This is a genomic window from Roseateles sp. (assembly GCF_965262435.1).
Taxonomy (GTDB): domain Bacteria; phylum Pseudomonadota; class Gammaproteobacteria; order Burkholderiales; family Burkholderiaceae_C; genus Paucibacter_A.
Genome location: NZ_OZ253537.1, coordinates 243,772 through 269,579, shown reverse-complemented (window position 1 = coordinate 269,579; position 25,808 = coordinate 243,772). Strand labels below are relative to the sequence as shown.

At 58.3% G+C, this 25,808-nt stretch carries 18 protein-coding genes; 15 read left to right on the top strand and 3 right to left on the bottom strand.

What is annotated here, in order from left to right; genetic code table 11:
* The first annotated feature begins 369 nt into the window (after positions 1-369).
* The 5 genes from ACQY39_RS01195 (at position 370) to ACQY39_RS01175 (ending at position 8,993) form a co-directional block, all read left to right on the top strand.
* On the top strand, positions 370-1,296 hold the full coding sequence (locus ACQY39_RS01195; RefSeq protein ID WP_428503082.1) for a hypothetical protein: 927 nt from the start codon (positions 370-372) through the stop codon (positions 1,294-1,296).
* Complete coding sequence (locus tag ACQY39_RS01190) at positions 1,289-1,765, top strand: hypothetical protein (protein ID WP_428503081.1); 477 nt, start codon at positions 1,289-1,291, stop codon at positions 1,763-1,765. Before ACQY39_RS01195 ends, ACQY39_RS01190 begins: the two co-directional genes overlap by 8 nt.
* Positions 1,766-3,787 carry a hypothetical protein gene (locus ACQY39_RS01185; protein ID WP_428503080.1) on the top strand — a complete coding sequence of 674 codons (2,022 nt, stop codon included), beginning with the start codon at positions 1,766-1,768 and terminating at the stop codon, positions 3,785-3,787.
* A gap of 120 nt (positions 3,788-3,907) precedes the next feature.
* Positions 3,908-6,496 carry an AAA family ATPase gene (locus ACQY39_RS01180; protein ID WP_428503079.1) on the top strand — a complete coding sequence of 863 codons (2,589 nt, stop codon included), beginning with the start codon at positions 3,908-3,910 and terminating at the stop codon, positions 6,494-6,496.
* A 772-nt stretch (positions 6,497-7,268) separates the two neighbouring features.
* Positions 7,269-8,993 carry a hypothetical protein gene (locus ACQY39_RS01175; protein WP_428503078.1) on the top strand — a complete coding sequence of 575 codons (1,725 nt, stop codon included), beginning with the start codon at positions 7,269-7,271 and terminating at the stop codon, positions 8,991-8,993.
* Positions 8,994-9,674: 681 nt separating this feature from the next.
* Here ACQY39_RS01175 and ACQY39_RS01170 read toward each other — a convergent pair.
* Positions 9,675-9,902 (bottom strand): DUF6471 domain-containing protein, encoded by a 228-nt coding sequence (locus ACQY39_RS01170; RefSeq protein ID WP_428503077.1) that lies wholly within the window; start codon positions 9,900-9,902, stop codon positions 9,675-9,677.
* A 1,075-nt stretch (positions 9,903-10,977) separates the two neighbouring features.
* On the opposite strand from ACQY39_RS01170, the gene ACQY39_RS01165 reads away from it, so the two are divergent.
* The 4 genes from ACQY39_RS01165 to ACQY39_RS01150 are packed head-to-tail and all read left to right on the top strand — an operon-like array spanning position 10,978 to position 15,392.
* Positions 10,978-11,112 (top strand): hypothetical protein, encoded by a 135-nt coding sequence (locus tag ACQY39_RS01165; protein ID WP_428503076.1) that lies wholly within the window; start codon positions 10,978-10,980, stop codon positions 11,110-11,112.
* The gene (locus tag ACQY39_RS01160; RefSeq protein ID WP_428503075.1) at positions 11,105-11,977 is read left to right on the top strand and encodes a TnsA endonuclease N-terminal domain-containing protein; all 873 of its coding nucleotides are present in this window, start codon (positions 11,105-11,107) and stop codon (positions 11,975-11,977) included. Before ACQY39_RS01165 ends, ACQY39_RS01160 begins: the two co-directional genes overlap by 8 nt.
* Positions 11,974-14,175 (top strand): hypothetical protein, encoded by a 2,202-nt coding sequence (locus tag ACQY39_RS01155; protein ID WP_428503074.1) that lies wholly within the window; start codon positions 11,974-11,976, stop codon positions 14,173-14,175. The genes ACQY39_RS01160 and ACQY39_RS01155 overlap by 4 nt, the downstream gene beginning before the upstream one ends.
* Positions 14,172-15,392 carry an ATP-binding protein gene (locus ACQY39_RS01150; RefSeq protein WP_428503073.1) on the top strand — a complete coding sequence of 407 codons (1,221 nt, stop codon included), beginning with the start codon at positions 14,172-14,174 and terminating at the stop codon, positions 15,390-15,392. The genes ACQY39_RS01155 and ACQY39_RS01150 overlap by 4 nt, the downstream gene beginning before the upstream one ends.
* Here ACQY39_RS01150 and ACQY39_RS01145 read toward each other — a convergent pair.
* Complete coding sequence (locus ACQY39_RS01145; RefSeq protein ID WP_428503072.1) at positions 15,349-16,695, bottom strand: TniQ family protein; 1,347 nt, start codon at positions 16,693-16,695, stop codon at positions 15,349-15,351. The genes ACQY39_RS01150 and ACQY39_RS01145 overlap by 44 nt on opposite strands.
* A gap of 25 nt (positions 16,696-16,720) precedes the next feature.
* Between ACQY39_RS01145 and ACQY39_RS01140 the strand changes: the two genes are divergently transcribed.
* Entirely contained in the window at positions 16,721-17,782 is a 1,062-nt protein-coding gene (locus ACQY39_RS01140; protein WP_428503071.1) for a TniQ family protein, read from the top strand.
* Between the two features lie 76 nt (positions 17,783-17,858).
* Entirely contained in the window at positions 17,859-18,083 is a 225-nt protein-coding gene (locus ACQY39_RS01135; RefSeq protein ID WP_428503070.1) for a hypothetical protein, read from the top strand.
* 137 nt (positions 18,084-18,220) lie between these two features.
* Here the strand turns inward: ACQY39_RS01135 and ACQY39_RS01130 are convergent, their stop codons facing one another.
* Positions 18,221-18,541, bottom strand: a complete 321-nt coding sequence (locus ACQY39_RS01130; RefSeq protein WP_428503069.1) for a hypothetical protein — start codon at positions 18,539-18,541, stop codon at positions 18,221-18,223.
* A gap of 661 nt (positions 18,542-19,202) precedes the next feature.
* On the opposite strand from ACQY39_RS01130, the gene ACQY39_RS01125 reads away from it, so the two are divergent.
* From ACQY39_RS01125 to ACQY39_RS01110, 4 genes are all read left to right on the top strand, one after another.
* Positions 19,203-20,993 (top strand): ATP-dependent nuclease, encoded by a 1,791-nt coding sequence (locus tag ACQY39_RS01125; protein ID WP_428503068.1) that lies wholly within the window; start codon positions 19,203-19,205, stop codon positions 20,991-20,993.
* Positions 20,918-22,252, top strand: a complete 1,335-nt coding sequence (locus ACQY39_RS01120; protein WP_428503067.1) for an ATP-binding domain-containing protein — start codon at positions 20,918-20,920, stop codon at positions 22,250-22,252. Before ACQY39_RS01125 ends, ACQY39_RS01120 begins: the two co-directional genes overlap by 76 nt.
* 349 nt (positions 22,253-22,601) lie before the next feature.
* Positions 22,602-25,037 carry an AAA family ATPase gene (locus ACQY39_RS01115; protein WP_428503066.1) on the top strand — a complete coding sequence of 812 codons (2,436 nt, stop codon included), beginning with the start codon at positions 22,602-22,604 and terminating at the stop codon, positions 25,035-25,037.
* Positions 25,034-25,801 carry an HNH endonuclease gene (locus tag ACQY39_RS01110; protein ID WP_428503065.1) on the top strand — a complete coding sequence of 256 codons (768 nt, stop codon included), beginning with the start codon at positions 25,034-25,036 and terminating at the stop codon, positions 25,799-25,801. Before ACQY39_RS01115 ends, ACQY39_RS01110 begins: the two co-directional genes overlap by 4 nt.
* The last annotated feature ends 7 nt before the right edge of the window (positions 25,802-25,808 follow it).

The window sequence follows — 25,808 nt, the reverse complement described above, 5'->3', positions numbered from 1 at the left end:
CTGGCTGAAAATATAAGTTGGTGGGACGTTTGTGCTGTTCTTCGATGAGGTTGGCCAGTGTCATCCGCTCCAACGTGACCTCGCGGGGCCAGACGAAACGCCCCGGTGCAGGCGCCGCGGCGCCTGCTACCCCGTGATGCCGGCACGAGCACCCTCATGCGCGTGGCCCGTCGGTTGGCAAAGAGGTAGGCACGGTGCAGCATGACGCCGCCAACACCGGGCTACGTGCGTCAGAGCGGTCTCTGTGCCGGCAAGCTCGTCCAACGACCTAATCAGCTTCTCGACTCACAGAACGTAAGATCGGGCACCAAAAGCTAAAAAGCTGGCCAGTGAGCCATGAACAAGAGTTCGAACAAAAGGGGGTGAAGGATGGCCACAGCTTCGGGCCGGCTGGTCGGAACCGAATGGGAGGCTTGGGCGAATCGCCTCTTATCCCATCATTTCGGCCCGACAGATTACCAGCGCGTTCCTTCGAAGGACAAAGGCGACGCTGGCATCGAGGGATTTTGTATCTCTCAGCGCTCTGTCTTTCAATGCTACGGATGCGAGGAGCCGATTGGGGTCAAAGAGCGCTACGAGAAGCAGCGCGACAAGATGACCGATGACATTGGGAAGTTCATCAAGAACCACGGCATCCTGAGTGGCATCTTCAAACCGCTCAAGATGAGTCGCTGGATACTCTTCGTTCCGGCCTTCGACAGCAAAGAAATCGCGGCGCATGCGGCGGCGAAAACTCAGGAAGTCATTTACGCCAAACTTCCCTATGTGGCGAACGACTTTCGAGTCATGGTGGTCCAGGAGTCGGACTTCTCGGTGGCCAGAGACCAACTGCTCAACACGACTCCCGAAGGACTGAAACTGCCTCGGCCTGAGGTGTCCGATGGAGCGATCGACGCCTACACCTCTACGAACGACGCACTAGTCGACCGGCTTCGTGAGAAGCTGTCCAAGCTTCCCACGGTCCGGACGGAATTGCAGCGCGATGCCCTCGTTCTGAACGTCCTAAAGGGGTACCTGGTTGGGCAGGAGCTGCTGGAGCAACTTCGGGAGTACCCCGAGGTCTACTACAAGGTCCTAGAGACCAAATCCCATCGCGAAGAGTCACTCTTTCTCAGCTGTCTCGACGGAGATGCATCTAAGGGAAACCTGTCCGACACCATCAGGTCCTTTCAGGAAGAACTGCGCAGTGAGGTAAAAGAACTTCACAGTTTCAACGTCCAAAACTTGGCACAGGAAGCAATCGCGGATTGGCTCATTCGTTGTCCACTCTCTTTCCCGGAGGAGACCAATGACTGAACTTGACCTGACCGAGTTCAACACGAGCTTCTCCTTTCAGCGGCGGCCAGTTTCACTTCCAGGAGATCTGAGACCCGCGTGGCGCATCGGACTCATAGCCATCCTTCTTAGCCAGTGCTGCAGGCAACAACGCTCGAGTCTCACAAGACTTCACGTACTGAGCTGGGCAGTTCGCTCGAAGGCGAACCACGATGACCTTCTGTCGCTCGTGAATCACGCCTTACCTCCGGACGCGCTCATCGTCCGTTTTGACCCGGCCGTGAACCGAGCGATTGACCTAGCCATCGGTGAGAAGCTCATCAACCGCGTCGACGGCTCTCGAATTGAGCTCTCAAAAGCGGGTCGGGAGTTTTCAAAGGAAATCTTTGCCGACGCGCAGCTCTACGTCGCTGAGAAGGCATTGGCCGCCTCGCTGAAGCAAAAAGTCTCCGAGTCAGTAGTGGACGAAATTTTTGGGAAGAGGAAGTGAATGATGCGACTTCGTCAACTTCGTATCGTCGTCGGGACCACGGACGGCACCTACGGCACGACACTTAACTTCCCGGATGGGCTTGTCGTCATCCGCGCAGAGAACTCTATGGGCAAGTCCACCTGCGCGCGCTCGATCCTGGTCGCGTTGGGAATGGAAGCGATGCTGACGACGTCCCTTCAGGACCTGCCGCTTACACCCGCCATGACGGTGAAACTAGACGGGGGCACCGGCTCGCATCCTGTCATCGAGTCGGACATCTGGCTTGAGATTGAGAACGACCATGGGCGACGAGTCGTAGTCCATCGCACCGTGAAGGGCAAGCGCGACAAGAACCTCATCACCGTCCACATGGGTCCGGCGCTCACCGCCCAGGGACAGTACGCCTATGAGGACTTCTTCGTGAACCGTGGGGGCAGCGCGACGCGCAGCGCCGGCTTCCATCTCTTTCTAGCGAACTTCCTAGGTTGGGACCTCCCCACGGTGCAACGCTACGACGGCACTGAAGTTCCGCTCTACCTTCAATGTGTCCTTCCATTCTTCATGACGGAGCAGACGCGCGGATGGTCTAGCGTCCTTCCACCAGTCCCGACGCACTTTCAGATTCGTGATGTTCACAAGCGCGCTGTCGAGTTCCTGCTTGGAATGGACGCCCACAGAATTGCGCTCGCGCGGCAGGAACTGCAGCTTCGCAAGACACGACTCGAGGGGCGCTGGTCCATCCAAATACGCCAGCTAAAAGAGCTGGCGGTAGCTGCAGGCGGCGTGATTGCGTCCGCGCCAGAGTCCCCGACTGCGACTTGGCCACCGCTAGTCTTTCCTTCCATCAACGTGCCGCAAGGCAAGGGCTGGATGAGCCTGACTGAGCGCATCCAAACGTTGAACGGACGCAAGGCCGCGCTTGAACAAGTAGAGATTCCGTCCACCGCCAGCTCCTTTGAGCCGGCAAGGAAAGAGCTGGCCGACGCCGAATTCCGTGTTGTGGACGAGCAGTCCGTGCTCTCCAGACTAATTGGAGAACTCTCGGCAGAGCAACAAGAGGTCGCCCGTGTGGAGCAACGCCTTGCCGCCATCAAGGAAGACATACGGCAGAACCAGGACTCGCGTACGTTACGGCAGTTCGGGTCCCGCAAACACTCTGCGCTCGCACAAGGGGCCTGTCCGGTCTGCCACCAGAGCGTTGCAGACGCTTTGGTCCTCCTGGCCCCGGACCAGCCGGTGATGTCCTTGGATGAGAACATCCAGTTCCTTCAGGAACAAGCACGTACTTTCCAAGGAGTTCTCGAGCAAGCGCGCAAGGTGGTGGCTGCGCGAAAGCTTCAAGTGACGGCTTCTCGCACAGCCATCACCAAGCTGCGCGAGCGCGTTCAACAGCTCCGGCAAAGTCTGATTTCGGATGGCCGAGCACCATCCCTAGCAGCCGTCTACGAGCGCGTCGAACTCGAGCGCGACCTGAAGCAGGACATTCGCTTCCAGCAGGGGTTCGAGCAAGCCACCTCGGTCTTTGAAAGCTTGGCAAAGGAGTGGCGCGCTATCGAGCTGGGAATTGCGGGGCTCCCCGATGATGATTTGTCCGAAGCCGACAGAGGCAAGCTCCGGCTCTGGGAGAGGTCCATTCGTGAGCAGCTCAAGGAATATGAGTTCAAGAGCCTTGAAACCGAAGAGCTCGAGGTGTCAGCGCATACCTATCGACCGGAAGTTGAGGGGTTCGAACTTCAGACGTCTATCTCTGCGAGCGACCTGATTCGCACGATTTGGGCCTACCAGCACGGAATGCTTGAAGTAGCTCGTGTCGCTGAGACCAACCATCCCGGTATGGTGCTGTTCGATGAGCCTCGGCAGCAATCCAGCAGCGCGGTGAGCTTCGTCAAGCTCTTGAAAAGAGTCTCCTCGGCGATTCGGTTCGGGCAGCAGGTGATTCTCTTCACCAGCGAGGAGCGTGAACGGCTTGACCAGCATCTGACCGACCTGCCGCACTACATCGAGCGGATTGACGGTCGAGTTTTCCAGAAACTAGCCTGAGCTTTCGTTGGCACAGCCCCCCCAGCTTCCCTCAAAGAACATGACCATCAGAATCAAGGACATCAAACTCTTATGGGGACGCTCGGGTACCCGCTACCGCATTCAGGGAGGAGGGTTGCAGTGAACGTACATGAAGAGGTTCTCCAGTGGTCGGTTGATCGGCCAATGTGGCAGCGCGATGCTTTGCGGCGTCTGGTCCAGACGAATGAGTTGGCGGAGTCCGATTTGGATGAACTCGTGCAGCTTTGCAAGACCCCACACGGTTTGGTGGATGCTGGTGCGGCCTATCCGCTAGCCAAGGATCATCTACCGGCGCCAGGCAAGCGCGGCGAGGCAGTTAGACTGACCTCCATCATCCATGACCGCGGCGTAAACGCTCTCGCTGATGGGCAGACGCTGCGGTTCGGGCCGTCCATGACGGTGGTGTACGGCGACAACGGCGCCGGCAAGACTGGCTACACCCGCATCCTCAAGAATGCGTGTCGGGCCCGCGGGCGTGAACTCATCCTGGGAAACGTCACGTCAGGCGCAGCGCCTCCTGCCCCTGTCGTCACCATTAAATTTCAGGTTGGGGGAGCGAATGCGGCACATGACTTGACAGTTGCTGGTGCAGATGACCGCGTCGCTCGTGTGAGCGTGTTCGACACGCAGTCGGCGGGCGTGTACCTAACGGAAAAGACCGATGTGGCTTTTCGGCCTCTTGGGCTTGATCTCTTCGACAAACTGGTCAGAGCATGCAAAGCCGTCCGCTCTCGCGTAGAGTTGGAGCAGAAGGCCATCGCCACCAGCCTCATCGTCCCGTTGCTGCAGCAGATCCCCGAAGGTACGTCAGTTCACCAACTTCTTGGCAAGCTGACCGGCCTGACGAAACTCGAGGCCGTTCATGCTCTGTCACGGCTGCTGCCTGAAGACGCTGAGCGGCTGTCTAATGCGGAGAAGTCTCTCCTGGACCTCAACGCGAACGACCCTGCGAAGGTCAAGCAGCAGCTGTCAAATCGACTTGGACGGGTTAAGGCGTTGATCCTTCATCTGCAGGCTGTAGAGAGCGAGCTATCGGATGATGCGATCGCCGCTGTTCTCGCTGCGCGCACAGAAGGGAAGCGAAAGAGCGATGCTGCGCGCAAGCAGAAGGAGGCGACGCTAGAGGGATTGCTGCCTGGAACGGGAACTGAGTCCTGGAAGGCATTGTGGGAGTCCGCCCGCAGCTTTTCTCATGAGCATGCCTATCCGGAGAGCACTTTCCCGGTCGTAGCCAGCGATGCAAGTTGCGTGCTTTGTCAGCAGGACATACGGGCTGAATCTGCAGAGAGGTTGAAGAAGTTTGAAGCTTTTATCACGTCGCCCATCGAGCAGGAGCTCCGAGGCTTGAGAGAGAAGTTCTCCCGGCTTCGCCGGGGGTTTGTCGATCTCAAGACATCAACGGAAGTTGTCGAGTCAACGCTCGCGGAACTTACCATCGACCACGAAGCGCTAGTAGCCGACGTGCGTAGCGCGATCGAATTGAACGAGCGCCGGCGTGTTGCCGTGGTCAGTGCCCTGACAGACGATGTCGACATATCAGCGGAACGTCCAATCGTTGCTGTGGCGAGCTTGGCTGTCCAGGCGTTGCAGGGGCAGTTGGATGCGCGTATCACCGCGCTTGGCGCCAAGGACGTTGCGGCAGAGCGCAAGAAGCTGACCGGTGAGATACAGGAGCTGGCAGCCCGAAAGCTTTTGTCTGCCAATGAGCAGCTTGTTTTGGAAGAGATCGAGCGCAAGCGTAGGCATGCGGCTTACGGCCAATGTGTGAACGACACTAGCTTTGCGGCCGTGACCCAGAAGAGCACTTCTTTGACGAAGGCCGTGGTCACCCAGCAACTGAAGGCCAGCTTCGCCGATGAGCTAGGCAAGCTCGGCTTCCGGCATGTAGAAGTAGAGCTGAAAGACGCCGGCGGGACCGAGGGCGTCCTGTATCACAAGCTGGTGTTGACCCGCGCGCCTGGCGTGACCCTTCCGAAGGTGGTGAGCGAGGGGGAGCAGCGAACTCTGTCGATTGCCGCCTTCTTCGCAGAGCTGAGCACGGCTGACGACCCTTCTGGCATCGTCTTCGACGATCCGGTTTCCTCGCTGGACTTTCGTTGGCGCGACGGCGTGGCCCGTCGCCTGGTCGAGGAAGCGAAGAAACGACAGGTCATCGTTTTCACGCACGACGTCGTCTTTCTGCTTCTGCTCAAGCAGTATGCGGCGGCGGAGGCTGTGGAACAGTTGGATCAGCATGTCCGGCACCAGTCGCAAGGTGCTGGAGTCTGCTCGGAGGAACTGCCGTGGGTCGCGATGCCGGTCAAGAAGAAGATCGGCTACATCAAAAGTGAGTGGCAAGCCGCCGAAAAGCTAGAGCGTACCGGCGAGCAGGACAGGTATGAGAAGGAGGCGAAATACCTCTACGGGCTGCTGCGCGAGGGCTGGGAGCGGGCCATCGAGGAGGTCCTGCTCAACAACGTGGTCGAAAGGTTCGGGGTCGGCGTTCAGACACTGCGCTTGGAGTCCGTCGATGTCGATGCACAGGACTACGCCACCATCAAGGCTGGAATGGGGAAGTGCTCGAAGTGGCTGCCAGGCCATGACAAGGCCGCTGCCGACCGCGCGCCAGTTCCGCCCGCCTCCGAATTGAAGGCAGACATTGAAGCGCTTGAGGCATGGATTGCGGCGATTCGGAAGCGTAGGCCATAGCAGCGTGGAGGAGGTTGATGAACTACGGTGAAGGGCTTGCCTACTGGTACCTCCGACTGAATGGGTTCTTTCCCCTGCGGAACTTTGTCGTTCACCGTCATAGCGGACACCGCCGCCGCTCGGATGTGGATGTGCTTGCTGTCAGACCACCGCAGGTCTACGAAGAGATCGGCGGTCAGCAAGGTGACTGGGATCCCTTCCTCGCAGCAACCGTTCCGCTCAATCGCTTTTTGTGTGTGATTTGTGATGTGAAGACCGGGGTCTTCACGGGAGATGACCTGTTTGCGCGTCCCAACCTGCTGGCTGCGACTCAGCGGCTAGGCCTTCTGGCGCCTGCGGCTTGTGCGGTGGGCACGTACCGAATTGCCGGAATGCGCTCGGACCGCAACGGGTCGACAACCGCTGCCGGCGAGGAGCGGTCCATGGTGAGAGTCCTCTTCAGCAATCCGTTGCCACTCGTCGGCCAGCGTGGAGTCGGCCGACTTCAGCCTGGGCCCATGGGCGCGCGCGGTCTCGGACGGCTCGCCTACGACGAGGGGTGCGGGTGCAGGCATCGACCCGTCCCAATGACCTAGCGTGGGAGAATACGGAGAAGGGCAAGGGCCTGCTGACCTACGCGCTGCTGCAGGAGGGGCTGGTGCAACGCAAGGCGGATCGTCTTCGGGGCGACGGTACCATCACCGTGTGCGAGTGGCTCCAGTAAGCAGTGGATCGCGTGCCATCGCTCTATGGTGAGACCTCGAAGTCCGTGGCTCCTGGCGGAGTACGGCTCGTGTCCTTCGATCCGGGCAGCCGCGCCCCACGCGAGGTATCGGTCGACGGCAGGCGCGTCCAGGCGAAGAGCCAGCAGTCCACGGTGTTCGACTTCCGGCGCGGCAGGGACGGACTCCATACTGTCGATCCCGAGAACGACGAAGCAGGTTCAGCAGACATGACTGATGCGAAGCGCAGGGCGATCGCCCAGAAGATCGGACGACAGGGCGAACTCATCTTCGAGCAGTGGGCGACGGAAGGTAACTTCAGCGCCAACAAGCTGCAGGACGATTACGGTATCGACTACCTGTGTCAGCAGATGCTTCCGACCGCCAACGGCCAGGAGGAGATAACCGGTCTCGCCGCGCTTGTCCAGGTGCGTGCGACAACCGCGGAAAAGGCACCTCGGATCGGATTCGATCGGGTGGACGTGGAAACGGCGCTGCGCCAGTCCGGAGTCTTCTGCGCAGCGGCGGTGGCGCTAGCCGACAAGCAGGTGCACTTCCGCTTCCTCGACCTCGCCCTGCTCGAGACCTGGGTGGAGTTCCTCAGGTCCGATCGCCAGTCGATTTCCATGAGGCTGGATACGATGCGCCAGGGCATCAAGGACTTCTCCGACGAGTTGGCAAGCCTGTCACGCCACTCGCAACGGGCAAGGTTCATGAAGGCCCGCGCCCGGTTGCAGCTGGAGGAGGCGATCCCAGGCGCGCTGATGCGGACGAACTCCGGAGATGCCGGCGACTGGGCGACGGTCGTCGTCCCCAACCTGATGTCGATCGTGAGCGCTCAGCCGGATCAGCACGAAGCCCTGGCTGCGAAGATGTTCCGCCCCGTGCCCTTCCCCGACGGATTGGAAGAAATCCTGACGGAACACCGCCTCCACGCTAGCCTTTTCGCGGTGAAGGAACTCGTCGACGGCCCCCTGTGGGTGGCCGGGGTGGCAGAGCACGAGGTTATGTTCGAGCTTAGCCTCGGAGAGGACAGAGTGGAGAGCCCGTTCCTGATGCGTCGCGTCGGTGACGAACGCGCCTACATCGGTGCCTCGGGTCTCGTCCTGAGGATCACCGATGCGCGGCACGATGCCGACTCCGGGCAGCACCTCCACCGCATGAGCTTCAGCGTCGAGGGGGCAGGAGCCAGGACTCTCGCCGACTCGGGCCAGCTCGACTTCCTGCGGATGCTGCGGCCCGGCGCACGCCTCAACGAGGCCGGCCGGCCGCTGCTGCCGGTCGAGGCCTTCGACGTCAGCAGGTTCGGCCGGTCGATCGAAGCTATCGAACTGGTCTGCGACCAACTGAAGATTCCATTGAGCGACGTGACGCTTTCCGACCTAGCCGACGAGACTTTCGCGCGCAACCTCGGCGTCCTAGAAGCGATACTGGCACTGGGCGAGCGCCCGGTCTTCCCGGCCTTCGTCCTCGAACTGGAGGACGATGAGATCCGCGAAGAGCAATGGAAGGGATGCGTTTACCGCGTGCCCGTGACCTTCGGGTTCAAACAGCACTCGCTGGTCGCTTGGATCGAAGGCTCCGGTGAGGTGTACCTGCATGATGGCGTAGTGCGGGGGCTGCGCTTCATCACCAAGGAGAGCGCAGAAGTCATCCCCATGGACGCGCCGCTGGAAGACACGCGCGCCTCTGCCCACTTCCACTCCGGATGGGCACCGCTGATCCTGGGATGCGAGGTGCCGGCATTTGGCAAACCCCTGGTGACGGACCTCAAGGGAGAGATCCGCCCCGGCTGACGCTTTACGGCCGCCAACTTGCTCTGCGTCTGCGCCCGTGCATCGCGCGTCCCCATCACAATCTGCCGTCAGGCCTGCGACGCAATTGTCGGTCTGCGACTAGTTGTGATGCGGCTCTATCGACGACAAGCTGTCGCTCACATTCTGAGCGGTGCACGGCCATCAAGGGAGCCCGAGCCTTGAACGGCGGATTTGAGACGTTGAAATCCGCGATGGGTATCTCCGCTCTGGGTCGATTGTGTGAATTCACCGAGCCCGCGCGAATACCCGCAATGGGCACCTTGCTGTCGCTCGTCGTGTCTGAACCGATGACAGCAACGGGTCGGCTCCGGGTGTTCGAGCTTCGCGCTTGAACGGCCGCTTCGCTGGATTGACCTTACGTTCAGCTGGAAGCAGCCTTCTGTTCCTCAGCAGCCGATGTCTGCGCCCGCCCCGGCCCGCGGCGGGCCATCGTGGCGACAGACCTCGGTCCGAATCTATGGTGGGGGCTGCAGGCGAAAGGCCCAGGGTAAGCCTTTGTCCATCACTTCAGCCAGCGGCAACGATGTCTGCGTAAGCACCCGTTTCGACGCGCGGCGCATTGCGGCAGTAGGAGGCTCCGTGGCCGCGGCTTCTATTCCATTTCCATGTTCGCAGACCGGTCGCACAAAACCGCGTCCTCGCCAGCGAATAAGCGCGGATTTACATCAGCGGCAACACGCGGTTGATCTTGTTGATCAACGCGCGCGTTTCCAAGGTGACGCCATGCTCCTGCAGCCTCTCGGCCAGTTGGGCATAGGTCATCTGTTTGTCTTCCCGAAACTGTTTGAGTAATTCCCGGGCTTGTTTTTCGTAGAACAGCCTGGGTGCAACCTCAATCATTATCAAATTATGAGAATAATTTTCAAATAATGAAACTTTCGGCTTCAATTAGTCAATCCTGAAGGTTTATTGAGCCGTGCGGGATCGAAAGCTCCAAACGAGCACCATTTACGTGTTAGATACGACTCAGTCTGGAGTGATATCCATCAAACACCCTATTCCAATGGTCGGTTCGCTCTTAATTTGGAATTATTTTCGAATATCTCTGAATCGGACAATTTAATAACGCAAAAGCTTAGTCACGACCAACATCACGCGCCAAAAAGCAGGGGCAATTGCCAGGTCATGCTTTGAACTTTAACTAACGGCGACACACTGCACCATCGTGCCAGACTAGCAGGCGTGGTAGGGTCCTGGCGCGGTTGCCTGAGTTGGTCGTGTCGACAAACCTGCGATGAAGGAACAGGTACAGAAGGTGCAGTCAAGTTTTCGCGCGTTGTATTTTTGAGACAAAAAGCTTTGCGCCACGTGACACCTCGCGGAGACTACGTTCTGAAATGAATTACACGGATGCAAATACCAACTCTGACTACGCCCTTCGCTCTCCGCGAATAGGCAGAGTTGTCATCCGTCCGCATGGGCGTCATATATCAAGCCGTTTTTAGGCAGTTTCTTTTCTCATTTTGGATCCCGTGAGGGAAGGTGCGTTCAAGTTTTACTGCGCGGCTCGCGTATTAAATACTAAATGCACCATTTGATATCAAGCAATCTCGCTTGTTGTCGCGTTCTGCATATTTACATATGCTGGAATGCCCAAAACGTAAACAGAAAAGGAGCAACTCAGACACAGCACAAACAAAAAAACCAACGAACCCTTTCGGGGTCGCTGGCTCTTTGCCCGGCAGGCGTTAACCAAATCGGCGTTAGACACCAGTAGGTTAATTCTTCTCCCAGGCTGAGTCAAGGCCCCGTCTCGTCCAAACGAAATTGATTGCGCATCTGAAGGCGCAAGGGAGAAGTCATGCCCAAATTTTCTCTCGGTCCACGCAAGGATCGAACACGCCCACTTGGCGCACGCACCACACGGTCTGGTACCAAGCCCCAGGTGGAACGAATCTTCGAGCAAATGCAGCTCCCATTCGACGCGTGGGAACCTTCCAAGGCTGAGCAAGTGGCTTCGCCCATGGACGGCCAGATCGACCTGAAGACCTTCCAGGAGCTCCTCACGACGTTTCTGCTCTCGTACAACGCAAGAACATCGCATGCCCAGGCGGTCGTGGTCCGCGGTGGTCATCGTGGGGAGACCCGCCATGGCTAGACGGCGCCTCAAATCCAACGAATACCGCGAAGACCGAGCGATCCGCGAGAACCGGAGTTCGGGTACCAACGAGAGCTACAAACCCTGGATCCAGGTGGGGCGCAACGAGTTCGCGTCTCATGGCCTCACCGAGTCGCGTCCCTCAATCCTGTTCGACCGTCAAGTCACGGTTCTCAGTCTCCTCGAAATCGAAGCACTGCGGGTGCTGCAGCTGACGAACCCCCGGGACATTCGTGAGCAGTTCAGACTGCTGCACGAGGGCGTCGAAGACGAATTTCTGCAGAACGCACCTCACGCAAGCGGCAGTGTGGAGATCGCCGAGACCTTCGGGCTGAAGCATCCACTGATCAGGCTCGGCAAGCCGCTGACCATGACGACGGACTTTCTCGTCAACCGTCGTGACGCTCGCCCCCTGGCCGTTCACGTGAAGTACGCGAAGGATCTCCCAGTCAAACGCAACCACGAGTTGCGCAAGATCGAGGAGGAGTATTGGCGCCAGCGTGGCGTTGCATTCACTGTGTTCACCGAGCGTGAGATCAGCAAGACCGCGAAAGGCAATCTCATCCTGTTCGAGTGCTTTCACAAGGAATGTCCCTGGCGCAAAAACATTCATCTGCACATGGAGGTGGCTGAGCTGGCTGTGGTGCTGCCGATGCTGGATGTTCTAGAAGTCGTCAGTCGGCGCAGAGGAATCTCCACGGCCGTCGCGGCAGACGTCGTGAAGTTCGCCATCTCCACAGGGCGAATCCGTCTCGACATTTCCGCGTATGCGATGGACTGGTCACAGGTCTGGCCACGCATGCAGGTCTTCTCGTACAGCGAGGACACAACCGAACTACTCGAAGCAGAAGGATCACTGCGATGAGTCCCAAAGACCTCTTCAACAAGATCATCCGCATGCCTAGTGGCAATGGTCACGATCACTTCCGTGTCATTGGCTACAACGAGTTGCGTCAAGAGTTTCTGCTCTACAAGCTCGCAGTCCAAATGTCGAAGGATGGCGTACTTCAGCTTGCGCAGAAGGCATTTGCCACCACCCCTGTTCGAGAGCCTCTCGAACGCATCAAAGCGCTTCCCTCTGAGCTCACGACCCCGGTGGATCTGGAGATGCCGCCGGCGACTGAGATGCTGCGTACGTCACTGAACAAGGAACAAGACGCGAGGTATCAGAGGGACGTGACGCGTTACCTAGACGTATTCGACCACGAAAAGCTCCTTTACGACCTTACCTATCGCACTTACAGAACGTATCTGAACGACTTGGATGGTGACCGTATGACGCTCACGCGAGCGCTTGGTCGCTACTTCCAGTTCGGCATGGATGCACACAAGGCAGCAATGGCGGGCATCTTTCGTGATCGTCGTCTGGTCAAAGCGAGGAGCGTGACGAAAAAGCTAGGTCGAACACCGAAGTTGGTGAAGAGCGGACATGCCCCGCACCTCACGGGGATCAACACCGAGGACTGCCATAGGTTCGACATCGAGGTCTTCTTGAGGCAAACACCGAACAGGCATTCGAGGGGCCCGACAGAGCTCTACAAGGAGTTCAAGTCACGCTTTATCGACAGGATGGTCGGATCGCTCTCGGATGGCACACCCATCATGGACGTAGATCCGACCAAGGCCATCACGCTCAGCCAGTTCGTGTACGCACTCAAGAAGCTGGAGTCGGCCCGGCAGCAGGCAATTGTCAAGGTGAGCAGATCCAAGTGGAGCAAGGATCGTGAAGTGCTCATCGGCACTGCAAGAGACGGGATTCGATATCCAGGTCAGGTCTACGTGATCGACTCGACGATCGCCGATGTGTACCTGGTCTGCGCGATGGACGGAAAGATCCTGGTGGGACGGCCGGTGATCTACGCAGTCATCGACGCGTTCTCGTCGGTAATTCTGTCGATCCACGTCACGGTCGACACATCAAATGTCGATCAGGCGAAGGTGGCGCTCTATCGCGCAGTCACGCCAAAAGATGCATGGCTCAAAAGCCTCGGTGCTCCTCACGAATTCGGGGCTGCGCTGCCGGCTGGGTGCAAGCCGACGGCGCTGTTCTGCGACCGAGGTGAGATTCTCAGCAAAGCCGGACTTGAAATGGCGAAAACCATGAAGTTCGCGCTTCGGCTGGCTGCCCCATACCGTGCTGACTGGAAATCTTTGGTGGAACGGCTCTTCGGAATCATCAACGACAGAGTCTTGCATTGGGCGCCAGGTGGCGTGAGGGACCGGGCTAAAGAGCGAGGCGAACGCGACGTCCGTTACGACGGTGTTCTCTCCATCAATGGACTTCAACGCTTGATGTTATCGCTCGCAGCTGAATGGAATCAGACCCACAACATGTCGAAGCATGTGTCCGCAGCCATGCTGCGGCATGAGATCACGGCAACTCCTTTGGAGTTCTGGAACTACGGACTGAAGTACCTCCATCCCGCTGCTGAGTGGTTCACACGCGACGATGCCGCACGACAACTTCTGCCGACGATCGAGTCGATTCTCAGCCGTCGAGGCGCAGAGCTTCTTGAAGATCTCCGATTCACCGCGGACTGGATGAAGGCTGACGATCGGTACTACGAGCAGCGCGAATCTGCTCGCGGAAAAGTGCTTCTCGATCCCGATGATCCACTGGGCGCCTACTTGGTTGACGACCAATCAGGCGATCTCCGTCACATGCGGATGGTCGATACACGCAACTACCAAGACCACGATGTAGCTCTGGAGGACGTCCGCGTGGTCGAAGAGTACACGAGGCTCTGCGGCTTGGAAGAGAAGCACAACAACAGTGGCATCGCGGCTACCCACGAAGCATATCGGCGAGCAGAGATCAGAACCGCAGAAAAGAAGGCAAAGCTCGACAAGAGTGGCGACACCCGGAGCTTGGCCGATCAGGTCGGAAACATCCACGAGGTGAAGGCTGCCATCTTGATTGGTGCGGCGGGAAATCTGAAGGATGGGTCAGGCAAAGGCCACAAGAGGACTGATGAGCTCGTGACTCGGTCGGACAGCACATACAACGAGTTTGACGACTGGGACGTCAGCTTTATCGACTCACTCACAGGAGATCAACCATGAAAGTAAAAGCCAACTACAGCGTCGAGAAGGTACCTTCGCATATGCGGGGCAATCCATTCATTGAGGCCCTCCCGACGTGGCGGGAAGAGCACGAGATCGTCCGCCTCATCGCGAATGTTCCTCCAGCGAACTTCGCTATCACTCCGGACATGCCGCAGACTGAACGTCGGTCGATGCTGAAGACGCTGGACAGCATCTATCTTCCCAACGAAGCCGCCGCAGGCTTGGCTGGGGCAATGGATGAACTCATCCGCAACGCATACCTTACGCGCAACCCAATGAATGTTGAGTCCGTTGCAGAAATGTATGACGACAAGAGTCTGATTCATCAGCAGGGTGCGCACGACTCGCCGATCGCAGGGATGATGCTTCTCGAGGGCTGCAGTGGCATGGGGAAGACCCGGCTGGTCCGTGTCCTCCTCGCCAGATACCCCAGATCCATTGAGCATCACGAGTACAAAGGGAAAAAGCTGCACACGACCCAGCTGGTGTGGATCAGCGTGGAGGCTCCGGTCGGCGGATCGCTCAGGTCGTTGCTCCTCTCCCTGCTCGACGAGATTGACGAGGCGGCCAACTTGGTCGGCACGGCGCAGTCCTATGCAGATGACCACAGGAACTCCAACATCCCCAAACTGCTGAAAGCTGTGGGACGCGCCGCGAAGACCCACAACTTGGGGATGATTCACGTCGATGACCTCCAACGCATCACGGAACTGCGCTCGAAGAGGAATGGTGTGTTCCATTTCATCGTGCAGCTTGCGAATGTGGTCAAGTGTCCGGTGATCTTCACCGGCACCCCCGAAGGAGCTGCCGGTTTCGAGGACAGCTTTGAAGCCATCCGCCGTATGAACAGCGATGGCGCATTCGTCATCCCCAGGACCCAAAAGTTTGCAAGCAAGTTCGCTGAGGTGCTGTTCAAGTATCAGTGGACTCCCGTGCCCATCCAGCCGGACCCCAAGCTGATCGCGTACATGGTCTACCTCTCGGCTTCTGTGACGCACGTCATGATCTTGCTCCACAAGGAAGCGCACCGGATCGCCATTCGGGCCGGCGACCCCAGCCTCAAGAAGGAGCACTACACGTCGGCCTACCGATCTCGTCTGCGCCGTCTGTACAAGGGGTTGAAGGTGCTGCGCAAGCAGCAGCCCAACTCGGAGAAGGCCTACGAGGACATCATGATGGAGCTGCGCAAGGATGGCTTTGCGAAGGACTACTGAAAAGCGTCCTCTGGCGCCCGTATGGTGCGGGCGTCAGGCGTCCCAGAAGCTCGGGGTCGTGTGCTTCCAACCATCGGAATGCCCACGGCACCCGACGCAGAACGCCAACTCTCGTAAGAGAGGGGTTGTGCAGCAGAGCTCCTTCTATGCATTGTGTGGCAGCCCGATGCTTGATCTTGAATTCACTGGCCTTGCGGTGCTCGGCCAGAGCAGGATCGCGCAGCAGCCACCTCTGGACTTCACCAATGCGAAGCGACGAGCGTTGAGCACAAATCTCCAACCGTTCGAACTGCTCCATCGCCTTGTAAAGCGAGGCGGGGGCACATGCCCTCCGCGTGACGGACGGGTCTTCGAAGAGTTCAAGTTCGGGCAGGCGTGCCTGCGCGTCTGCGTATTCTTGCGCGAGAGAAGCTTCGCATGCATCGCCGGAGAAGGCGAGCAGCATCGCCCAGTGCAGCGGATGCGCGAAACGCAGGTCTCTCACTGTCAATCGAATCCAATTTACCTTGTCGTAGCCCGCGAAATGAGGGATGCCGCTACCTATGGTGAGGTGCATGAGTTCGTGCAACTGACGAAGCTCTTCGTCGGTCACTTTGACATCCGATCGGCTGAAGCCAGACTCTCTCATCCTGGATCTGAACTGCATCAGCAGCACCTCCAAGTTGACAGAGGGTTGCGCACTAAGCCATTCCACGCAGGTGCTGATGTTGCACAACGCTGCGAACAGGTCTCGGGATGGTTCTGGCCGGACATCAAACTTAGCGCCTGCAACCGTTGCCCAGGTCATGTTGCGATGGCCGCGGCGGCACATCGATCTCAATGCGCAGCGATGACGCAGGCAAACCCACACGCCAGGAAGCTGGTGCCCGGTCACCCAGTATGCGAACCCTGCTTGCAGATGCTCAGCGGCGCACTCAGGACAAGCACGCAGGTGGTGTTCCAGCATGGAGCAGCTCCAGGTCAGACCTCTCTCTGCTCGTATTGGCAGCGGAGACTGGCTGGAAGAACAGGCCGTCAGAACCTGACGGCGCCGTGCCGCCGACATGAATGGGAGGTAGGCCCTGAGCACCGAACGCTGGCGCAGCGTTTCCAGGTTGCACGGGATCAGCCCATACGACGCCTCCTGCAGGTGCTGAAGCCCACTGACGAGGTCGATCTCGCTCCCGCCGACGGCGTGACCCAGCAGCAACTCGGAAGAGCTTTCCGAATTTGAACGCCCAGCGAGCTGATGAAAACGAGCACATGCACTGTAGATGGTCTCGTCGTCAGCAGGTGCTGGAAAGAAGCTGAGAGCCTGACCCATAACCAATCCACTCCTCACCAAACCGATGCTTAACTTTGCCCCTGGCCTGATTGCCGACGAACTCCTTTACAGCTATGCCGCACGATGGCTACTTCTAAGCGGCCTCAAGCGATCTACATTTTGCGAGGCTGTGGCAGGAAGGCAAGTCGCATTTCATGCGCTCAATGCCGCGCGATTCGTTGCGCTCGATTCGACTGCTGGGATCTTGGCAGACAAGTCGTGGGTTGAAGAGAACATGACGCTCTATCCATTTGCCAGGCCGTTTCTTGGTGAGGAGATCAACGCTCGGCATTTCACTACAGGCAAGGAGTTGAAGCGCGTTGGGACGGAAGTGGATGAACTACGCAGGCGCCCGTGGAGCACGCTTTGTCTCAATCATTGCCCGGAATGCGCTCGCGAGAACCGACTCAGCGACGGCGTCGCTGCTTGGCGTCGGAGCCACAACCTGCCAGGTGTGACCGCATGCCTAAAACATGGCTGCCGACTGTTCACGACATCTCGCACACCGGGGGCGTTGAAGATGTTGAAGGTAGAACCTCACCAAGAGATTCATCTCGGGGCCAGTTACGAAGAGATCTGGTACGCGGCAACTGCGAACGAACTTCTTGGCGCCAGCATTCCTGTTGTCCATCGCGAGCAGTTCCGTTACGCGCTCCAAGCAGGACTGGCAAGAACCTTCGGTAGGACGGATTCAGAAAAGATGGAGCAGATGATTCGACTTCGTTTGACCCAAGAATTTGAGCCCGGTTTCCTGAGACGCATCGGCGTTGGAACCGAGTCCGCACAGATGGCTGCGGCACGCATCATGGAGCACGACGCAGGTACTTTGAACCCGGTGCACGCTATCCTTGTCGCAAAGCTCACCCATGAGGGCGGCATCATCGAGCTTTTCAAGGAGGCGCTCACGCTGAAGGTTCGGCCGATGTCGAATGCGCGGGTAGCGAAGATGGAAATCCATCAGAAGAGAGTTGAATCGATGGAAGCGTTCAAGAGGCGGTGCAACGAGAGACGGACCGCTGAGCTCAGCCATCAACTGAGGAAGGACCTTGCCTTGGATGAAGTCATCTTGCTCGGCGATGAGGGTTGACGCATCGATTCGTGGCGGTGTCAGCGTTCCTTCAACAAATCGAGAGCAGCCGATAGGTGATTCAGTAGTGAACATCATGAACAATGAGAAGCACGAGACACTTGGTGAAATCGATTACGGACAGGCCCTGCAGCGGGGTCTTGAAAGGATCGCGCGGGACGATCTGGACGGTGGCTCGACGGAACGGCTGCGTAGGCCAGGCGAGCACCCGGCACCGACCCGCACGACGCCCGTTAAGGAGGTCAGCCTTTCGCTGACTGAATTCGTCGGTCGATCTGAGGCGACGGGAAGTCCCCTGTAAGCCATATACGCACGATTGCGGGAAATTCCCGCAATTGCGGATGTCTGCCGCAATTCGCCGCAATCTTCTGAGCCCACGGTTGGGCAGGTGATCCTCAAGCGCAGTAGGTCGTCGCGGCTTAGCTACCGTGTCTTGTGTTAACCGCTGGTAGCCCATGCCTTTAGAAGCTCAATCCGCTCGCAGTCGTCCAGGATCCCTGCAAACGGAGAGGTCGACCGGAGGGTTTGCCCGCGCTCGGAATCTTCAACTGCAAGGGCGAGTGCTTCTGCCATGCCTTGGTCAAAAACGCGGCACCATTCGAAAACGTATGGAAGCGTCGCCGCCAACGTTCCTGCCGCCATTCGTTCAAGCGTAGCTTGTGCCTTCGCGAACAACTGCGGATCTGCCTGAATTTTTTGGACCACCAGGCGATGAAGCGCCAAGCTTCGCAGGTCGATATCGCGCGCGGAATAGGGCATGGTCATCTCCCGGGGAGCCAGCTCCTCCCGGTCTCATGGCACGTCTTGGTCTTTGTCGTGATCGACTTCTCTGGCCAGATTGAGCACTTCCGCCACTCTGCGCGCACGAACCTGAGCCAGAGCCGCCATAGCGCTTTCGAAAGTCGATGGCCGAACACTTCCTTCCTGCAGCAGTCGTTGATGCAACGCTGCGTTCAGGGTGGGCACCGGATGACACGGCTCCGTGTGCGGGCCGTGCGTTGCACGAGCAACGCTCGGATCGTTTGGGTCCATGGCTACCATTATCCAGAAGATGCTCTGGATTGCTATAGGTGCAGTGGTCCGTTGCGATTAACGAGGCGTGAGCGCGCTCAGGTCAGCAACCACGCTGTGATCATCAGATCCCTTGCCGCTCGATTCATATATGGAGCTTGCCTTTTTCGCGTGCTGGAGAATAAGCTGTAATGATCACTGATACGCCTCTGGAAATTCCAAATGTTCCTGCTAGTTGGCTGGTTGTGAAAGACTTGCCTCTGCACTTCACCTTGGTCACCAATCGATATCGGCTGAAGATGAGTTCAGGGGAGATGCTCAAGGAAACCCTTGAGCTGGAACGAATAGTTGTTTGGCTGTAGCTGGGTGGCGCGGCCGGAGCAGGTGCGCGAAAAACCAAGAGCAAAAAATGCGAGTCTCCAATCTCAAGATAGAAAATTTCCGCGGCGTACGAGCTGGCTTCATTCGATTCGGAAAACACCCAGTCTTTGTAGGCGACAACAACACCGGCAAGACCACGCTGATCGAAGCATTGACCCTTTTGCTCGGACGGGATCGGTTGGTCCGGGAACTAACGGAGCACGATTTCTACGGGTCGTGCCCGCAGCCAGAAGATCGAATCAAGTTGATGGCCACCATCACTGACTTTCCGAACGACGATCCGGAGCACTGCAGCCAGTGGTTCCGCGATGGCAGAGCCGTAGTGAAGTGGGTGGACGAGGCATCTGGAACTGTGCATCCGCAGCGCGACGATCCAACCTGGAAGCTCTGCTGCCAGATCGCTGTGCAGGCGAGGTTCGACGCTGAATCTCTTTCCGTGGAAATGCTTCGCTACTTCCACGATCACGACGAACCGATTGACCCCTTCACTGAGGAGCCGCCAGCTCCTGTTCCGGCAAAGCTCATTCAGGAGTTGAGCTTCTACCTAGTCCGAGCCAGCCGCACTTGGGACAAGGTGTTCTCTTTCGGCAATGAGCTCTTCAAGCGGACCATATTGGCGGCAGCGGCTCAGCCAGCCGCAGCGCTACTATCCGAGCGCGACCGGCTGCGTGCGCCCGAGCAGCCGATCGATCAGGATCCTGGCATCGCGCCTCTGATTCAGAACCTGAACAATGAACTGGCACTTTCTTTTCCGAATGCACCAAAAGTTCAGCTCCGGCTGACCGGAACAGATAGTCGCGCGGTCATGGAGGCTGTGTCCGCCCACTTTGCGGCTGCCGACGGATTCAGCATTCCCGCCGGAAGACAAGGCAGTGGCTTAGTGTCAATGCAGGGGCTGCTGCTTCTTCTTGAACTCGGCCGTGCGCGCGCCGCTTCAGGAGGTGAATTCTTGATGGCTTTGGAAGAGCCGGAGGTCCATTTGCCGCCTTCGGCTCAGCAACGACTGGTGCAGCGTGTGCAGGCCTTGTCGACGCAGACTTTTGTCACCACGCATTCGCCGCTGGTCGCGAGCATGGCAGACCCGACCTCGGTGCTGGTTCTCAAGAAGCACGATGGTGAGATGTCTGCCGAGCCGTTCCTGGAAGCGCCTTTGCCCGTCGCAGCGCCAAACTGGCAACGCAAGTTCTTTCAGCATAGCCGCGTTGATGTGCTGAGTGCGCTCATGCAGCCTTCGCTACTAATTCCCGAGGGTCGAGCTGATTTCCAGCTGCTACGGTGCATCTTGCGGCCTCTCATGATGACGGCCGGTTGGGTCGATACGATGAGCAGGCCCTTTGGTATCGAAGTTGGCGTGGTTCCAACCGAAGACGCCAAAGTTATCGAGACCCACCTGCTTATGACAAGGCTGCACCGCAGCGTCTCTTGCCTTGTGGACGGCGATGGGGCGGGCCTGCAGTACGCAGAGCAGTTACGCAACGCGCCGTCACCACCGACGTCCATCATCCGTTGGAACGACGGCGCCATGATTGAGGACGCTGTAGGCTGGATTCTTCTGGCGGACGAGGGTGCTGCCGTCCCGAAGCTCGCGGAGCTTGGTGAGGTAGCGCCGGCGTCGGCGGCCGACGCCGTCGCGTACCTCAAGACCAAGAAGGTGGACATCATCGCCTACGAACTTGTCGCTGAGGCCATTGCGACTACGCCTACCTGCCGCGAGAGAGCAGCGGACCTTCTGTCGGGTTTGGCATGCGCCTGTGCTGGCTCGAACGCGACTGCCCGTTTTGTGCGCGACGGCGATGGGGTTTGGGTGTTCCAACCGTGACAATCCAGGCATTCTCAGGAGGCGCGGGCTGCGGGAAGACTTATCAGCTGATGCGCGCTCTGAGCGCGCACTTGGAGGCCTCGCCGCTGGCAGAAGGCCAAAAGGTTCTTGCTCTGACCTTCATGCATGGCTCGCGCCGCCGACTTGAGGAGCGACTCGCCCAAGTTCCGCTTCTCCGAAAGCGAGCAAATTGCACCACGCTTGACAGCTTCGCTTGGTCGCTCGTGCGGCGGTGGAGATCTCTCGCGTCAAGACTCGGGCATGCGGATATCGATCCCAGCCAATATGACCGGGTATGCAACGCGGCCGGAGACCTCGTACAGATCGCCGAGGTGAGGGCTTGGGTCGCCGGCTCCTATCCGATTCTGTTGGTCGATGAGGCTCAAGATTTGACTGCTGCTCGACTGCGCCTTGTTCAAGGCTTGGCCATGCGGCTCCAAGTGTTTGTTGCAGCTGACGAGTTCCAGTGTCTCGATGAGCAACTGCGCCCGAACCCCGCATGTACCTGGCTCCAAGAAGTTTGCCAAGCCGAAGAACTCAACCAACCGCAACGAACCAATGTGGCGGAGCTGCTCGAAGCCGCCGCGGCAATCCGCGCAGGCCAACCGCCACATACCGGAAACATGTTCAAGGTCCAGCTGACGCCTCGACCTCCACTTGCTGGCGCATGGCTGAATGGCAACTTGCGGTACTACGGGGGAGGACGGAGCGTTGCGATCATCACGCCTTCACTTGGTACGTTCGCCCGGAGCGCCCTCACCTGGTCAGCAGCCAATACGACATCAAACGGTGCTGGACCTTACGCTGTCGCTTGGGAGGAGTCTGAAAGCAAAGCGGCCAGTGCATTCATTGATGGTCTTGCATTGCAGGATATGAACGACATCCCTTCGGTGACCGCGCTTCTCGCCGATGCCGGTGATCCACGTGTAGTTCGGGAAGTGACAGATTGGATGGATGTGCAGCGACGTGCTCGCTCAAAAAGCACATTCTCCAAGGATGAGATCACTAAGGCCATCGACCAAGTCTTTTCACAACGTCGCCGAATCAGCAAGGGAGTCGACCGAGGTTGGAGAGCGATGACGGTCCACGGCGCGAAGAACCGCGAATTTGACAACGTCATTCTGCTATGGCCGGCGGCTGTCGTTGGAAGCGATGACCAGAAGCGCAGGCTGCTCTACAACGCAGTCACCCGAGCAAAGTCTCGCTGCCTAGTTCTGGTCCAAGCTGGCGCACAAATGGCGCGGCCACCTTTTGCATAGGCCCGGGGTGCAACGCGCCCCGACTCGTTCTGGACACGGATCTTGAAAATCGGTCCGAAATCAGGGGTGATTGGTCCGAATAAAGGACTGATATGTCTCTTGTCGAGCTGTTCTGCTACCGGTGGACGCCGCAGGTCTTGCGAAAACTATTTCTGTGTGCTCTAGGTCACTCCCATGCAAGAGCGATTGGGGCGGCAGGTTGCCTAAATGAGGTGTCGCAGGTTGTCTTTGCCCGACACAACGTCATACGTGCTGTCCCAGGCCCAACCCTCAAGGACGACTGACTTCCTGCCGCTCTTCCGCGTCGACCACTATGCTTCCATAAAACATGCTGAGGGAGTGATTGAAGATGGAAGAGCTTGAACTCGACGCGAGCGCGTTCTGGAGACATTTCGACGGCGAATGCCGTGCTGCCTACCGCGGCAACGGAACTTCGGCATACGAGCGGACGACGCTCCTGATGCTTTTTCTGTGGGCGGACCAGCCCGCCACCATCCCGGCACCCCGGTCTAGGCTCGAACATCCCAGCCGCGAGGTTCAAGACTGGTGGGCGCAGGCAGTTGGCAGGCTCAACGAACTGTTGGGCCTCGCGCGAGATCAGCGGCTCAACGTGGATGCAGTTGCACCGGAGTTCCTAGTCCGTGCGCTCGACTTCCTATCGAGATTGAACGAAGTCCCTCCTCGCACCGCCGCCTACTTTTTTGACTACCGGTTCATGCGTCTTGCGGAGCGAGAAACCGGAACCAACCGTCTGGTCTCGCACTTTTCCGCATCACTCGCCAATACGCTCAACGACCCGAACAATCCCTTTGTTGACGTCTTTTGCGAAACGGGCGATCTGTTTGCGACAAGTGGGAACGAACGATGGCGTCGGCGGCATTCACAAGTCCCGTATGGCTATCTCTTCCAGATCGGATCTTTCGACCTTGAGGTGAGGTTGAGGCTTGTCATGCACGAAAGGGATCCTCGCGCCTTTGAGAAGCTGAGTGCTCGCGAAGACTCTTGGTCGGCTGCATTGTTTCGAATCGACGTCCCCCCCCGCAAAGTGATGCCGTCGCTCATTTATGACGACGTTTTCCGGGGCGTGGCAAATCCGTCGGAAATGCTTGAACCTCTCCGGTGGCAGTTCCGTGCACAGTTGGTTCTGATGGTCATCGCCGGAAGCGAGCGGACAACGACTCGCCGTTCGCTTATCGACGTTCGTAGACGCTTACTGGATGAGGGGCAGCTCGCAGCGGTCATTGACTTCCCTCGAACGGCCGGAACACGCATGGAGAAGACTGCATGGCTGATCCGCCCACGCCCGATGGGATCCGGAAATGAGGTCCTGATGATCAACACCGCAGCAGTGGGGATCCCGGCCAGCCATCAGGAGTACGGATCGCTGGCCGAGTTCTCCGGTCGGATCGTGAGGCTCTTCCTTGGTGCCGGAATCTCCTCCCGCTGGGCGACGTCAAGTCGCGAGGACTCTACGGCCCACTATCGGTACCTGTTCGATAGAGAGTTCACCGATGGATATCGCAACGTTGAGGGCCTTTGCCGGGTCGTCTCGGCTGATGAGATCCGGCAGCACGACTACGCGCTCCAGGCATTGCGCTACGTCCTTCCCCCGGCACGCCGCGCGTGGCTTTCGGGTATAGACGGCTCCCCCCTGCTGAACTTGCTGCATCCTGGCAACGGTGGTGGTCGAACGATCTATCTCATCGGTAACAACGGTGAGGGAAAGAGCTTGCTCCTAAGGGAGATCGCACAAGCTTCAAGCGAGCATCAACGCAAGACCATCGGAATCTCGTGCAGCACTTCGGATCGGTTCCCGCTGAAGTCGGAGGCGACACCGGGCTTTGAGAACTTTATCTATGAGGGAGCCCGCACGTCAGATCAGACGGCCAACCTCAAGCGGCTTGCCACCGACGTATGCCGAAAATTCCTTCTGATTCACCGCTCCACAGAGCGTCTGCGGGTATTCGAGGAAGTCCTTCGACTCATTGAATTCGATGCTCGCCGCTATCTGATGCCATTGAAGGCAGGCGGCGCCGGCATCCACGCTCAACGCGACTGGGTCATGGACCACACGATCGAGCTTGGCAGCGACGCGTTGCTCAATCAGGAGCAGACCGAGAACGTCAGCGCATCCACCATGCAGATTGCCCTTATGCGGTCGGAATCCCAAGGTGGCATTACACCGTTTCGCGATCTCAGTTCAGGCGAGCAGCAGATCGTCAGTCTGGTGGTGAAGATCATTGCCCAAGCCGAACAACACTGCCTGTTCTTGGTCGACGAGCCCGAGATCAGTCTGCACGTGAGCTGGCAACGAGTTCTGCCGCGGGTCCTGTCGGTGATTTCCCGATACTTCTCATGTGACATCCTCGTCGCCACGCATTCGCCTCTACTAATTTCCAGCGTCTCCGACGATTCGAGTGTCTGCCTCTCCGCCAGCAAGCAGCGACTCACTCCGATCGAACCGCGAGACCGACGGTCTGTGGAAGGCGTCCTTTTCAAGGGCTTCTGCACTCATACCGCCAACAACCGGTTGATCCATGAGCGCTGTGCGGCGATCGTTGCCGACGCCATTGGAATTATGAATACGGACCTTCCGGACAAGACACAGTTGCAGCCGCTGCTGAAAGAACTTGGCGACATGCGTCGCAGGGTCAGGGACGCTTCGGCGCAGTTGGACAGGGTTGGGATCGAGCGCAGCCTCGAGGTGATCAAGGCGGCCCGCGAGGCGATACAGCAACTCACAAGCGTCCGATCAGAGTCCAGCTTCGAGGAGGAGCCCAATTGAAGACGCTGCCTGGAGGCCGCGTCAAGCTGGACGAAGAAGAGGCATACCTGGCCGTCTGCCACAAAACCAAAAGGGATAGACCGGACGTGAGGGCGATCCTTGAGGAGGAGAAGTTTTTTGATGCTGCTGCGCGTCCAAGCACCGCCAATGAATGGGGCGCGCTGCGGGACACCATCTGGCTTGGCACGCACGCGGAGATCAGCGGCGCTTCGATCATGTCGGCCCTTCGGGCTCATTTGTCCAGTCTCCAACATGACGATTGCTGTTACTGCGGTCAATCCCTGCTGCTTGGAGGCTATTCCCGCCAGCTGGATCATGTCCTTCCGGCCTCGGTGTACGGCCGCTTCTCCTTCCACTTCTGGAACCTTGCGGTGGCGTGCGAACGATGCAATCGGATCAAGAAGGCCGCTGGCTACCAACCGATTTCACTCACGGCGCAGGACTATCCAGAGCACGGCGAGTTTGCGGGCTTCTTTCATCCGCGCTTTCATCCGTACACCGATCACGTCCGATTCGGGCTCACTGCAACTCAGAACTACTGCTACATCGTCTATGTCGGCCTATCAAAACAAGGCAAGCAGTTGGTGAATGACGTGCTCAAGGCCGCTGCGTTGGAGATGACCCGAGAGTCAAACGACCCTGTGATTAAGGCCGCGGCTGCAAAGATTCGGACGGCGGCGAGAACTCAAGGCCCCAAGGCTCAAGCTGCCATGCTTCGATTTGAGGACGCTATTCGCGAAGCGATCGAAGCAGGAGCCGCATGACATAGAA